Below are 12,515 nucleotides of genomic sequence, written 5' to 3' on the forward strand. Positions count from 1 at the left end.
TAAATATAAATTAATAAATAGGCCAATGCAACAGAATCCCAGAAAAGTTAGGAAAGTGTAATGTTGCGTTACGGGTCTACCTGGCTAGCGACGCGGTTACGCAAGACGCGAACAAAAAAACGACGCTCCTAAGCGAGCGTCGTTCACGAGTTCAATCTGGATTAAACACTACGTTTCTTAAAAATCCAGTAGCCTAAGCCAAGGAAGATGGCAATGTAGACGACGTTCCCACAAAACATTTGCACGTTTGTTAACTTCGTCATGGCATGGTACATATCGTAAGAGCTTAACTGCGATGGGTAAAACAACATCGTTAACGGATTCCACTTAAGCCAAGCCCACTTATGGATCAACATTGTTAAAATCGAGGCTAACGTCTGGGTCACGAAGTAACCGACAATCCCGACCGAAACGGCAACGGCTGAATTTTTGAACAGGTTTGCTAACAGCAACACCAAGCTTAACAATAGCCACAGGGTCAAGAAACTAGCCGCTGTTTGCTGGATCGAGTCCATCAATACCGTGTTGCCATTGGCCACCTTAGCGCCTAAATCAATCTTGTCGGCAAACAAGACGGCTCGTAGTAACATTGAAACAACCCAGGATAAGACAACCCAATAAAGACTATAAATAAATAGGGTGAGCCACTTGCTGACCATAATTTCGCCGCGATAATACTTGCGGTACAGGACTTCTTTAATGGTGCCGTACTGAAACTCCATGGTAATAATAGAAGCCGCCGCCGCAATCAGGAAGAACAGGTACCAAACAACCCCGAAAAACTGTTGGTCGAACACCGCTCTGGGATCAAGCACCTTCGGCGTTGTCTTTGCCCAGATAGCCAGCCCAATTTGGGTCACTAACATGATAATCGTCGTGATCCACGTACTACGCTTTTTAATTAATTTAAATAATTCTTGTCTTACTAGCGTTAACATAAACCACTACTCCTTTACTTGATCTTGATCGTGAGCTAGCAGGTCGAGCAGCGAACTTTCCAAGCTGCCTTCCTCATGCTTAACATCCTTCACGGTCAACCCGGCGTTGTTCAACGTCCCCAAGACGTTAGTCATCGCGTTATCATCGCTATCCGTGAGAACAACCCGGAGGCTAGCGTCATTTGTCAGTTCAAAACCAGCTGCCTGCAAGGCTTGGCGGGCAGCTTGGTCATCTGACGTTTGCAGGTCAATGAAACTGCCGCCGCTTGCTAATAGTTCACTCATCGTCGTCTGGCGGATGATGGAGCCGTGATCAATGATCAGGAGATCTTGGGCAAGCTTTTCAAGTTCGCTGAGAATATGAGAGGAAATCAGGAAAGTCTTGCCATCCTTTGCTTCATCCAAAATCAAATCCCGTAAATCCTTGGTAGCTTGCGGGTCCAACCCGTTCATCGGTTCATCTAAGATTACCAAATCCGGATCGTTCAACAAGGCCATGGCGATCCCCAGCTTTTGTTTCATCCCAAGGGAGTAGCCCTTCGCCTTTTGCTTAATATAACCGTCCATTTTCAACTTGGACACAATGTCTTGCATGTGTTCGAGCCGATTGTCACCATCCGCAAATAATCGCAAATGGTCCCAGCCACTCAAAAACGGGTAGAGCCCCGGATATTCAATCAAGGCCCCCACCTTGCTCAACGCCTGGTGACTCGTGGGTGAAACCACTTGTCCGTTAATTTTGATGTCGCCGGATTGATAGTTGATCAACCCGAGAATCGTTTTCATAATCGTTGATTTCCCCGCACCGTTCGGGCCAACTAGCCCCACGATGTGACCCGTTTCAACTGTCAGTGAAACGTCGTGCAGCACTTTCTTTGACCCGAAACTCTTGTTCAGGTTCGAAATGGTCAAGATTTCGCTCATGAGATGCCTCCATACTTCATAGGTTGGTTTCATTTAATCATACGATAAGGCTCAATGCAAACTGACACCTGTGCAGTAAAGCCGCCTAATACAATGCTCCGACAGGCCACACACCTATTTTGAATCGGTTAAAAATCTTGCAATCGCGAGCACAAAAAAGCGGCGACCTGGCTGTGGTCCCCGCTAGCAGTAAACACCGATTCAATTGACTTAATATAGCGACTACCGATTCACAACGTACTTGGCCGGCTGACCCTGATCGACCAAGGCCACGTTATCGGCCACGATTTTAGCCATCGCATCCCGGGCCTCCACCGTCGCATTCCCAACGTGGGGTGTTAAAATCACGTTCTTCAGCGCCTTGAAACCATCAGCAACGTGGGGTTCGTTTTCATACACGTCTAGTGCAGCCCCCCCAATCTCACCGGCAGTTAAAGCGGCTAACAAGGCGGCCTCGTCAATGATCGGCCCACGACCCACGTTAATGATAGCGGCAGTTGATTTCATCTGTTTGAAGACCGCAGCATCAAACTGGTGGTGGTTTTGAGGCGTCTGAGGCGCGTTAATCGTAATGAAATCACTCGTCTTGACCAATTCATCAAACGGCGCGTAGGTTACCCTCATTGACCGTTCTTCCGGGTCTGATAACTGGTTAGGCTTGTAATATTGAACGTTAAGGCCCAAAGCATTAGCCTTGCGGGCCACGTCACTACCGATATTACCTAAACCAACAATCCCCAACGTTTTTCCCGCAATTTCATGACCCAAGAAGAACAGTGGCGCCCAACCATCGAACCCCGTCGACCGCATCAGTTGGTCACCCTCAACGATCCGGTGACTCAAAGCCAACATCAGCCCAATGGTCACTTCCGCCACAGCATTGGTGGAAACGGCTGGCGTGTTGGTCACCACGATTCCCCTTTGCTTGGCATAGGCCGTATCGATATTGTTGAAGCCCGCCCCAAAGTTCGCAATAATTTTTAGCTTTGGCGCCGCATCAATTACCGCTTGATCAACCGTCGTTGATAACGGGGTAATTAAATAATCAACATCCGCAACAGCTGCGACCAGTTCGTCGTGGCCAATCAAGCCTTCACCCTCATAGGTTGCAACTTCAATGCCACTTTGCTTCAATACGTCAGTTGCCAATTCGGGTAACTTTGCACTTAAAAATACCTTAGTCATTAGAATTCCCTCCTGTTCAATTGATTCCAAGTCCATTATGATATAAAGAAAGCGGATTCACAAGAACGCACTTTTTGGTAACCGACGAAAGGAGCCTTAACTATGACTGATACAGTAAGAAAAGACGTCCAGGACAAACTGGCTCGGGGCCTCTATAATTGCCCCAAAGAACTCACCCTATCGATGTTTAACGGCAAGTGGAAAATCAATATTTTGTATCACCTTGGTCAAGAGGGGCGCTACTACTTTGGCGAATTGCAGCGGTTGTTGCCCAAAGCCTCTCATAAGGAAATTGCCGAGAAGCTCAAGGAACTCGCCAACGACGCCCTGGTGACGCGGACGGTGGAAACCGGTGCCCCGGTCAAGGTCGCCTATGCGCTCACTCCCTTGGGCGAGTCTCTGATGCCCATCATTAACGCCATGTATGACTGGGGCGTCAACCGGCTGGCTCAGCTGCAAAATCAGCCGGTGACCTTTGGTTTAGGCCAAACCAAAAAGTAGCAGTCGGCTCGCTGTCCGACTGCTACTGCTTGATGATTGAATGGGTTTGATTTAGTGGAAAACCTGCCCGATAAAGTGGGCGGCGGCGTCAACATCGTTGGCCACCGTTTGGGCGCCGGCCGTCACAGCGGCGTGAATTGAATTTAAAATCACCATGGGTGTCATCCCCTTCGTTTTAGGATACGTTAATTATCAAACTTGGAGCTTAACGCCGGCTTAAAAGTTATGACAATTCCATCACGATTTTATTAAGGTTGGTCCCACCCAAATTAAGACGCCCACCAGAATTTAACCATTCTAGTGGGCGTCTTAACTATTGCTATTGGGTCGCCACCTGATGAACAATTGGGGCAGTCTTTATGGTCACCTTTTCCGTGTGACCATTTGATTTAATCAGAATTTCCAATTTTTCCTTAGCTTCCAGGACTTCATCAGTTTCAATCGTAAACTTATCGCCTTGAGTGGCAGTGGTGGTCCCTAGGACTTCACCCAAGTCATTTTTAACGACAACAGTCGCCCCAGCCTTGGCTCGACCGGTGATTTTGTGAGTGCTTTCAAGTGGCTGATTAACTTGAATCTTCGTGGCCGCCCGCGCCGTTATAATCTCGCTAAGAACCATATCACCGCCGTATGTCGTCAGCGCAACCGTGATAACGGCTAAAAGTGTTGCTGCAATGATCATTAATTTTTTCATTGGAAGGCCCTCCCTAGTCGTGGTTATCTAACTTGATAATCACTTTACTGGAAGGGCCTTAAACGGGACTTAAAAGCAAAAGAAACCCGAAATTGGGGTTTCTTTACGCCGTCAATCAAGTGGGCGTCACATTAGTCAGCGTCAACTTAACCTTAGGTGTTTCTGCTGTTTCAGTGACTTCAACAGAATAGGTTAAAACATATTCCTTATTGTTACTGCTAGTATCTTTGGCGGTTACTTTGAAACCTGACTTGCCATCCTCTAAGGCTTCCTTGATCTGCTTCTCCGTCATCGTTGACCAAATTTGGACTGAACTGATTTCGTGGTTGTAACCCGCTTTTACCGCGGTTTCAGCAAGCTCTTTTTGCTCTTTGGAGAGGGTCGTGACATTATTTGCAATTGTGAAACTCAACTCCGGCGTCCTCACCGTGCCCCGAATCAACTGAACATTGGCCACGTTGGCATTAGAGAACGATACTTTCACCGTATAGGTCTCGCTACCAACCGTAAAGGTTCTGCCATTTCCAAGGTCGCGTAAAATTCCCGGGGTATTATTGGCAACCGACGCGTCATAGGAATACGGGAGGCCCAGGCTTCCGAGAATTTGACTCTGATAAGCTCGTCGAACGCTACTTACCGTTGATTGGTTTGGTTCGACTGTGGTGAGGTTATTGTAAACCACAGCATCAGTCAGGCTAAACTGGTTTACACCGGTTGTTGGCTTAACATTCAGGACAATGGATTGACCAACCAACACTTTTTGTAACGTTGCCACGTTGCTTGGGTTGGTGACATCATACGTGTAGCCCGACGGAATCGCCCGCATTAAGGCACTATTGACGTTGTGAACATCCGTGCTAAAGGCCGTCGTCACATCGTCATTTTGCTTCGAGCTCGATAACGGATTCGTCCACTGCGTTGTCGCCACCGTGGTGTTGGTTGCCGGATTCTTGAAAGTGACTTGAACCTGCTTATTCACATCATACGCACCCGTCTTTTGCTTCACCGCTTTACTGTAGATCCAACCGTTAATGCTTGGGTGTTGCGCGCTCCTCACATAGTAGAACTTAGACCCTTCTCGCGTCTTAGTCACGGCCCGATCAATCGTTAAGTCGTCGGTCGCATACGAGGCCGTTGAACCAATCACTTTTCCGGCTTTATACTGCGTCCAGCTTGGATACTGCCACGTCACGTTAGTTGTTCCAGGACTCGCAAACTGATAGGTCTTTGTCGCCTCATCACCCGTCAGCGAAGTCGGTCGCGTGGTTTGGGTAGACTGAATGCCACCGCCAAATTCAAGCGCTGAGCGCCCACCGTAGATCCAGCCCCGGTACTTTTGATCAAAACTCACAACTTTATAGTAGATAGAACCACGACTCGTCCGGGCTACCCGGTAGGCGCGGAAGTAATTTCGAGAGTTATCAGAGTTGCCTAAGTAACGCATCGTTGTTGTCGTCGCAATCTTGCGGGCACCTCGTAGCGTCCCTGCTTTATTGTAAAGGGCGTTGCTCCCCGTTGTGATCACGTTTCGTTCCGTCCCATCACTAGTCATCGTCCGGTTATACTGCACCGTCGGATAACTTTTAGCACTGGCATCTTTTGACTGAGAAAGGGTCCCAACCGCAAGTACGGAGAGGGTCGCCATTCCGATAAACAGTGTCCTTCTAAGGCCTTTTTTCATCTGAGATACCTCCATTTGAATGTCGAGTGTTCTTTATCAACACCATAAGCTTAACAAGAACGATCATGCGTTGACCAGAAAGATGCTTAATCATTAAAAAAAAGGATGACCCTATCACAGATCATCCTTGACTTGAATTTAAGTTATTTTTTCGCGTCACTGCTAGTATTGGTCTGATTATTCATGTGCCGCTCGCATCTTAGCCACCGTCGCGGCAATATCGTCACTCTGGGCAATCATCGAAATCACGGCTGACCCCTTCGCGCCCGTTTTCATCACGGCATCAACCTGATCTACCTGAATCCCGCCGATGGCAACAATTGGTCGCGACGTCATCGCCACCAGCGACTTCAACCCTGCCAGGCCAATGACTGGATCTGCATCTGCCTTCGACCCGGTTGGAAAAACAGGACCACTCCCATAGTAGTCAATCCCGGCAATCTGATCGGCCGCCTTAATCTCCGTCGCATTCGAGCAGGATAGGCCGATAAACATGGCCCCGCCCACCGTCTCAACAACGGACTGAATCTGCTGGTCTGATTGTCCAACGTGAATGCCATCAGCCGCCGTTTGTTGCGCGAGCGCAACGTCGTCATCAACGATAAACGGGACCCCCGCGTCGGCACACATGTCCCGAAGTCGTTGGGCTGTTTTCCGTCGCGTCTCCCCCGTTAAGGTTGACTGAGGCCCCTTATCCCGAAATTGATAGGCCGTAATCCCAGCATCTAGCGCCGCTTGAACCACGGCAACCAACGATTTTCCAGGTACATCTTGACTACCACACACAAAGTAAGCTTTTAAGAAGTCGGCATTAAAGACTGTCATGATGTGCCTCCCCGTATGCCCAGTGGTTTAACGGGCCATGCCCGTGGCCCACTTGAATGGTGTTGCGAATCGCGGCCTCGACATAATCCTTCGCCGTGCGAATCGCAGCCTCAACGCTCGCCCCTTTTGCGAGTTCAGCTGTGATGCAAGACGATAACGTATCGCCAGTCCCGTGCGTCCGAATCGTATCCACTCGGGGGGCTGACAACCAAAACTCGGCACCATCCGCTAACAAAACAAAGTCGCTGACCTCGTCTGAACCGTTATGGCCGCCTTTAATGACCACGTTAAGCGCCCCAAGGTCACGGAGCTTGACCGCGCTCGCCCGCATATCAGCTGCCGTTTTGATCGTCATTCCTGTTAGGCGCTCCGCTTCCGGCAAGTTCGGCGTCACAATCGTCGCCAGTGGCAACAGTTCGGTCTTAACCGTTTCAATCGCGTCATCTGCTAGCAACGCAGCGCCACCTTTAGCAATCATCACGGGATCGACAGTCACGGGACCAAAGTCATATTTCCTCAGGTTTTCCACCACAATATGCACGTGTTCTGCATCCGCCAACATCCCCGTTTTACAGGCCTTAATCGCAAAGTCGTCCGCTAAAGAGGCAAATTGCTCGTCAATTAACTGCTTAGGCATGGCCATAAAGTCTTGAACACCCAACGTATTTTGAGCCGTCACGGCCACGATGACCGCAGTTGAAAAAACGTGCCGTTCCTGCATGGTTTTCAGATCGGCCATCACCCCAGCGCCACCACCGGAATCGGTCCCCGCAATCGTCAGGGTTTGCGGAAACGTGTTAATCATTTCCTCTGTCATGCGTCGACCACCTCAAATCGGGCAATTTTTTGAATCTCATCAGTGCTGGTCAGGTGCAAGCCATCCATCAACCGCACCGAAAAGGTTCCCGGCTGTTCAGCCTCAAGTTTATTGGCCACAAGTTCCCCGATTGCCGCAAAAACGAGGCAGGCCGTTTGCGCCGCCTCAAAGTAATCAGTAGTGACAGCGCAAAACGCACCAACCAGGCTACTCAACATATCGCCAGACCCGACGTGTAACTGGAAAAGCGGGGTCCCGTTGAACACCTTAGCCACGTGCTGCCCATCGGTGATAATATCCGTTTCACCACTTAATATCACGACACAATGATGCTTTTGGGCCGCTGCTTGGGCAATCGCAACGAGGTCGCCACTGCCAGACCCAGCGTCAATGCCCTTGGCTTCCCAAGCAATATCCGCAAGGGCCGCAATCTCACCGGCGTTACCCCGAATCACGTCAACTTGGAATTGGGCCATTAATTCTTCAGCCACCTGCTTGCGGTACTGAACGGCGCCGACAGCCACTGGATCAATGATAACTGGCTTATGCAACGCGTTGGCCGTTTGACCCATTTTTAGAATATGGGCCACTTGGGGTTCAGAAAACGCCCCCAGGTTTAAAGCGACGGCCTGACTAATGCCGACCATTTCTTCGGTTTCCGCAATCTCCTCAGACATAATGGGCGATGCGCCAATGGCATTGATACCGTTTGCCACGTCCTGAACGGTCACAAAATTGGAAATATTTAGGACCACTGGGTTTTGTTGGCGAATATCGTCTAATAAACTTAATTCCATGATTTTCCCTCCAATTGATTGTTGACAACCAACCCGGGTAAAGAGCGCAAAAAAAGGCCGCCCCTAAGCACTCGCTTGGTTCGACCTTGTCCGGTTTCCCGGCCGCTGTTGCACACGTTCCTTCGCAAGCATTACCTTACAGGTTCAAAGGGACCGTGAGTGAATCACATCTCAGCCAAAATCGGCGCCCCTCGTGTTGTTTCCCTCATCATACAGGCTCTGCATGGAAACGTCAACAACCCCAGAGCCGCTGTTAAAATAACTAAAAATGGATATAAAAAACTGTTCCTTCATCCAATGAAATGAAAGAACAGCTAGTTGAGATCTCTAACCGGGGGAGGCCAATGAGATCCCTTCGTGTGTCACCACACAATAGGAGTAGGCCCAAAGGTGGGTAAAACCCACCAGTAGACAGGGAAACCGAAAGGCTGGCATGCAGCAATGAACGTCGAGGTATTCGGCCGATCATTGTGTTTTTTTGCCGTAATCCTTCGGTTAGTTTTAGTTTACCGTTCCCGTTCCAATAATGTCTAATACTTATTTTAAATACAATAAATACAAAACATCATAAAAGACACAAGTACAAAATACTGTTCAATCGCTTCTAGACCGTTTTTAATTAAGTCGACCAAAATAATGAAAATTGGATGCTATTTGGCTTAGAGATTTTTATAGAATCGCCCACACAACAAAGAATTGATGATATAATAGCCACAAATTATTCAAATGTGTGTACCCATACAGGAGGGAACTACTTTGGAACTGAAAATTTTACGTCACTTTGTCGTAATCGCTCACGAACGCAGTTTCAGTCAAGCAGCTATCGTTTTGCGAATCAGTCAACCTGCATTGTCTCGACAAATCAAAGCACTCGAAGATGAACTCGGGACTAGGTTACTAGAACGGCACCATCGCGAACTTGTTTTAACTCCCGCTGGCTCGTATCTTTATGATCAAGCCCAAGCCCTACTAAAAGACGCCGGTCGGATTAAAGCGGGCGTTCCACGGAATGGATCGTCTACGGGAGCCCTCCGCATCTCGTGTTCCGAACCCTCGGTTGTTCGTGAAGTTTCTAAAGCGCTATCATCCGTTGTCACCGATTTTCCAAACACATCCGTGACCCTCACTAGCACAAACACGAGCTTAGACCCCCTGCCACTCGGCATTGAAGAAGACAAATACGACTTTTTTATTAGCGCCAATCCACCAGCAAATCACGACTACGACAGTCTACCGCTCAATAATACGGATCAGTGGTACCTCCTCGTTAAAAACGACCATCCATTGGCCCAAAAAGACCGGGTCACCTTAAGAGACGTGATGGACCAGCCCCTTTTACTTCCCGAAAACATTGATACCACCCCACTCAGTGGCTGGTTGACACCGGAAAGCGATAACCTTCAAATCCGTGGTAGCTTTAACCTTGAGTCCACCGCTGCTGCTATGGTGGATGAAGGACTTGGTGTTGCGTTTTACGCAGGTACCTCGTTTGATGGGCCACTTACCACCGTGCCACTACAACCGGCCGTGATCGGCCACCCAACCTTAATTTGGCTTAAAAATCGCAAGCTCAGTCAGCAGGCCCAAAAGTTTCTCGCTTACTTTCAAGCCCAAAAATAGTGCCGTCTGAAAAGACGACACTTTTTTTATGCTTAATTATCCTGCTGCGTTGCTTTCGATTCCTTTCGGCTGGTCTGATACCTTAACGATTGTTTCCCCAGCTGCCGGATTGCGCTGTCCATCATGCGATCAGATAACAACCACCGGCCAAACACTTCAGCCTTAGCTGCGACTCCTGGTACATAGCGGGTTTTTGGTCGCCGTGCCGTTGCTGCTTGAACCACAGCCCTTGAAATCAAGGCGGGATCGGACCCGAAGGCCGCAATGGTTTTCAAGAAAGCGGCCGCTTCTGCAGAGAGTTTTGTATACGGGCCATTCTGAGCGACACTTGCGAGCTGATCACCAGCCGTCGCCGCCCACGCAGAAGTTGTCGCCCCTGGTTCAATCACGACAACATCGATGCCAAAATTCGCAAGTTCTAACCTTAAATTATCTGATAATCCTTCAACCGCATACTTGGACGCACCATACCAGTTGCCCAGTGGTGTGGCTGTTTTTCCGGCAACGGAGCTCACGTTAATGACCCGCCCTGCCCGTTGGCGACGCATCAATGGCAAGACCCGCTTCGTCATTTCACTTAGCCCAAACACGTTGACGTCAAATTGGGCCTTGGCCTTTTCTAGTGGGACCTCTTCTAACGCCCCAAATAAGCCATAACCCGCATTGTTGACCAACACATCAAGGCGGCCTTCATCAACGTCAATCTGGCTAACAGCCGCCGTTATACTGTCAGAATCGGTCACATCCAGATACATCGTGTGAATGCCGATATCATCAAGCGCATTCATCTTAGCCACTCGCCTAGCCCCAGCGTACACGTTAAACCCATGCCGTTTAAGATGCTTAGCGATTTCAAACCCAATTCCTGAACTTGCGCCTGTTACCAGCGCGACTGGTCGTTGTGCCATAGTAGTCCCTCCAATGTTAAATCAGTTGCTTACGTTCATTATAATACTGACGGTACGCTAAATAACAGGCAATGACCGCCGAAATACTCGTCGTCGACAACAACATAAACGTCACCATAATCTGGTACTTGATCGCGTGAACTGGGTCAACACCCGCGAAAATAAGGCCAGACATCATTCCCGGTAGGCTGACAATCCCCACCGTTTTGGCCGAATCCACGGTCGGCTGCATCCCCGTCTTAATACTCGTCCGGACGATACTCATCGACGCATCCTTCAAATCCGCTCCCAGTGCCAACTTCTCCAACACTTGTTGGCGTTGGTCATGAAACGTTTGGTTCATATTCTTATAACACAGGCCAATGGCCACCATCGCATTTGACGCAATCATCCCCGTAATCGGAATCATCTGCGCTGGAATTAGCCTAATGGCCCCCGCTGCCACCAGGACCCCTAGCGTGACCCCGGTACTGACAAAGATTGCTAAAAATGAAATTGGCCACGCTTTAGAAAGACCATTGCTTCGTTTCATTGCATTATAACTAGCATTTACAATGATCACCAGCATTAACGCTAGCGTCACCCACACGATATTCAGTCGAAAAACGGACTTTAATAAGTAACCGACGATGACTAATTGAATAATTGCTCGAATCACGCCGATAATCATATCCTTATCAATACCGAGTTTTTCTCGATACCCAATAAATAAACCAATTAAAACCAAGCCAAACGCCAGTGCTAACGACTGGTTATTTACAGCTAAATTCATGCCAGCTCACCTCCAGAAATAATCCGGCCCGCCTCAACTTGCAAAAGCCGGTTGGCCGCCGTGATTTCCTCTTGGTCGTGGGTGACCATCAAAATGGTGATATGGTCTGTCTCGTTAAACATTTTAATAATGTCATGAACCACATCCTTATTGGCGCTATCTAACCCAGCCGTCACTTCATCTAAAATCAGGGTTTCCGGGTGAAACATCACGTTTCGTAACAAGGCCACACGTTGCCGCTCACCACCCGACAATTGATCCACTGGTTTATCCAAGTAATCGCTCGGTAACTTAACGGCCTCGAGGCCCTCAATTGCCCGCTTCTCATCAAAAGTAACCTTGCGAATGTCGTACGGAAACGCCAGGTTATCGCGGACAGAATCCCCAAATAATGTCGGTTGCTGCATACTGTAAGACACGCGTCTACGATACATCACCGGATCATACTCTGAGACTTGCTTGCCATCATATCGCACTTCGCCACTCGTCTCTGACATTAACGACGCAATCACGCGAACCAACGTACTTTTTCCGCTACCAGACGGCCCGGTGATTGTCACCATTTCGCCTTTATCAACCATCATGTTGACATCTTTTAATATTTCTTGCCCACCCCGGGTCACACCCATATGGTGCAATTCAATCAACGCCATAGCATTTCCTCCAACAACTTAATAGATCAATTGTGCCATATTCTATTTTGTGAAGCCACTGCCGAGCTTATTGTTTTTTGCTGTTACATTGTTGAGCTGGTGAGGCAGTCATATTAGTACAGCACTGATATGTTTGTGTTGCAGAAATCGCGGTGTGGAAATTGTGGTGGCGGCCATGCTGGTTCGGCACTGGGGCTTAT

At 48.7% G+C, this 12,515-nt stretch carries 13 protein-coding genes and 1 riboswitch; of the genes, 2 read left to right on the forward strand and 11 right to left on the reverse strand.

Going from position 1 to position 12,515, the window contains the following annotated elements; genetic code table 11:
* Positions 1-161: 161 nt before the first annotated feature.
* The 3 genes from FC96_RS11350 to FC96_RS11360 all read right to left on the reverse strand — a co-directional run bounded on the left by FC96_RS11350 (position 162) and on the right by FC96_RS11360 (position 3,047).
* A complete protein-coding gene (locus tag FC96_RS11350; RefSeq protein ID WP_054661195.1) occupies positions 162-938 on the reverse strand; it encodes an ABC transporter permease in 777 nt (258 codons plus the stop codon).
* Between the two features lie 6 nt (positions 939-944).
* Positions 945-1,862 (reverse strand): ABC transporter ATP-binding protein, encoded by a 918-nt coding sequence (locus FC96_RS11355; protein ID WP_056943081.1) that lies wholly within the window; start codon positions 1,860-1,862, stop codon positions 945-947.
* Positions 1,863-2,084: 222 nt separating this feature from the next.
* Positions 2,085-3,047, reverse strand: a complete 963-nt coding sequence (locus tag FC96_RS11360; RefSeq protein ID WP_054661194.1) for a 2-hydroxyacid dehydrogenase family protein — start codon at positions 3,045-3,047, stop codon at positions 2,085-2,087.
* 102 nt (positions 3,048-3,149) lie between these two features.
* On the opposite strand from FC96_RS11360, the gene FC96_RS11365 reads away from it, so the two are divergent.
* Positions 3,150-3,548: a winged helix-turn-helix transcriptional regulator gene (locus FC96_RS11365; protein ID WP_056943082.1), complete on the forward strand. Its 399-nt coding sequence runs from the start codon at positions 3,150-3,152 to the stop codon at positions 3,546-3,548.
* Positions 3,549-3,867: 319 nt separating this feature from the next.
* Here FC96_RS11365 and FC96_RS11370 read toward each other — a convergent pair whose 3' ends face one another.
* The 5 genes from FC96_RS11370 to thiM all read right to left on the reverse strand — a co-directional run bounded on the left by FC96_RS11370 (position 3,868) and on the right by thiM (position 8,362).
* Positions 3,868-4,242, reverse strand: coding sequence for an Ig-like domain-containing protein (locus FC96_RS11370; protein WP_056943083.1), 375 nt, complete (start codon positions 4,240-4,242; stop codon positions 3,868-3,870).
* Between the two features lie 115 nt (positions 4,243-4,357).
* On the reverse strand, positions 4,358-5,923 hold the full coding sequence (locus tag FC96_RS11375; RefSeq protein ID WP_056943084.1) for a hypothetical protein: 1,566 nt from the start codon (positions 5,921-5,923) through the stop codon (positions 4,358-4,360).
* A gap of 177 nt (positions 5,924-6,100) precedes the next feature.
* Positions 6,101-6,748 (reverse strand): thiamine phosphate synthase, encoded by a 648-nt coding sequence (thiE, locus tag FC96_RS11380; protein ID WP_054661191.1) that lies wholly within the window; start codon positions 6,746-6,748, stop codon positions 6,101-6,103.
* Entirely contained in the window at positions 6,735-7,565 is an 831-nt protein-coding gene (thiD, locus tag FC96_RS11385; RefSeq protein WP_056943085.1) for a bifunctional hydroxymethylpyrimidine kinase/phosphomethylpyrimidine kinase, read from the reverse strand. The genes thiE and thiD overlap by 14 nt, the downstream gene beginning before the upstream one ends.
* The gene (gene thiM, locus FC96_RS11390; RefSeq protein WP_056943086.1) at positions 7,562-8,362 is read right to left on the reverse strand and encodes a hydroxyethylthiazole kinase; all 801 of its coding nucleotides are present in this window, start codon (positions 8,360-8,362) and stop codon (positions 7,562-7,564) included. Before thiM ends, thiD begins: the two co-directional genes overlap by 4 nt.
* A gap of 100 nt (positions 8,363-8,462) precedes the next feature.
* Positions 8,463-8,564, reverse strand: a riboswitch (TPP riboswitch).
* Positions 8,565-9,118: 554 nt separating this feature from the next.
* Between thiM and FC96_RS11395 the strand changes: the two genes are divergently transcribed.
* On the forward strand, positions 9,119-9,982 hold the full coding sequence (locus tag FC96_RS11395; protein WP_056943087.1) for a LysR family transcriptional regulator: 864 nt from the start codon (positions 9,119-9,121) through the stop codon (positions 9,980-9,982).
* 32 nt (positions 9,983-10,014) lie between these two features.
* On the opposite strand, the gene FC96_RS11400 is transcribed toward FC96_RS11395, so the two are convergent.
* The 3 genes from FC96_RS11400 to FC96_RS11410 are packed head-to-tail and all read right to left on the reverse strand — an operon-like array spanning position 10,015 to position 12,315.
* Complete coding sequence (locus FC96_RS11400; RefSeq protein ID WP_056943088.1) at positions 10,015-10,890, reverse strand: oxidoreductase; 876 nt, start codon at positions 10,888-10,890, stop codon at positions 10,015-10,017.
* A gap of 16 nt (positions 10,891-10,906) precedes the next feature.
* Positions 10,907-11,662: an ABC transporter permease gene (locus FC96_RS11405; RefSeq protein ID WP_054661187.1), complete on the reverse strand. Its 756-nt coding sequence runs from the start codon at positions 11,660-11,662 to the stop codon at positions 10,907-10,909.
* Positions 11,659-12,315, reverse strand: a complete 657-nt coding sequence (locus tag FC96_RS11410; RefSeq protein ID WP_054661186.1) for an ABC transporter ATP-binding protein — start codon at positions 12,313-12,315, stop codon at positions 11,659-11,661. The genes FC96_RS11405 and FC96_RS11410 overlap by 4 nt, the downstream gene beginning before the upstream one ends.
* Positions 12,316-12,515 lie beyond the last annotated feature (200 nt).

The sequence above is a fragment of the Secundilactobacillus kimchicus JCM 15530 genome, assembly GCF_001433995.1.
Taxonomy (GTDB): Bacteria; Bacillota; Bacilli; order Lactobacillales; family Lactobacillaceae; genus Secundilactobacillus; species Secundilactobacillus kimchicus.

Excerpts from the sequence above, each read along its gene's own strand:
- FC96_RS11360 (WP_054661194.1), bottom strand. The coding sequence starts at position 3,047 with ATGACTAAGGTATTTTTAAGTGCAAAGTTACCCGAATTGGCAACTGAC.
- FC96_RS11410 (WP_054661186.1), bottom strand. The coding sequence starts at position 12,315 with ATGGCGTTGATTGAATTGCACCATATGGGTGTGACCCGGGGTGGGCAA.
- thiE (WP_054661191.1), bottom strand. The coding sequence starts at position 6,748 with ATGACAGTCTTTAATGCCGACTTCTTAAAAGCTTACTTTGTGTGTGGT.
- thiD (WP_056943085.1), bottom strand. The coding sequence starts at position 7,565 with ATGACAGAGGAAATGATTAACACGTTTCCGCAAACCCTGACGATTGCG.
- thiM (WP_056943086.1), bottom strand. The coding sequence starts at position 8,362 with ATGGAATTAAGTTTATTAGACGATATTCGCCAACAAAACCCAGTGGTC.
- FC96_RS11370 (WP_056943083.1), bottom strand. The coding sequence starts at position 4,242 with ATGAAAAAATTAATGATCATTGCAGCAACACTTTTAGCCGTTATCACG.
- FC96_RS11375 (WP_056943084.1), bottom strand. The coding sequence starts at position 5,923 with ATGAAAAAAGGCCTTAGAAGGACACTGTTTATCGGAATGGCGACCCTC.
- FC96_RS11355 (WP_056943081.1), bottom strand. The coding sequence starts at position 1,862 with ATGAGCGAAATCTTGACCATTTCGAACCTGAACAAGAGTTTCGGGTCA.
- FC96_RS11405 (WP_054661187.1), bottom strand. The coding sequence starts at position 11,662 with ATGAATTTAGCTGTAAATAACCAGTCGTTAGCACTGGCGTTTGGCTTG.
- FC96_RS11365 (WP_056943082.1), top strand. The coding sequence starts at position 3,150 with ATGACTGATACAGTAAGAAAAGACGTCCAGGACAAACTGGCTCGGGGC.
- FC96_RS11350 (WP_054661195.1), bottom strand. The coding sequence starts at position 938 with ATGTTAACGCTAGTAAGACAAGAATTATTTAAATTAATTAAAAAGCGT.
- FC96_RS11400 (WP_056943088.1), bottom strand. The coding sequence starts at position 10,890 with ATGGCACAACGACCAGTCGCGCTGGTAACAGGCGCAAGTTCAGGAATT.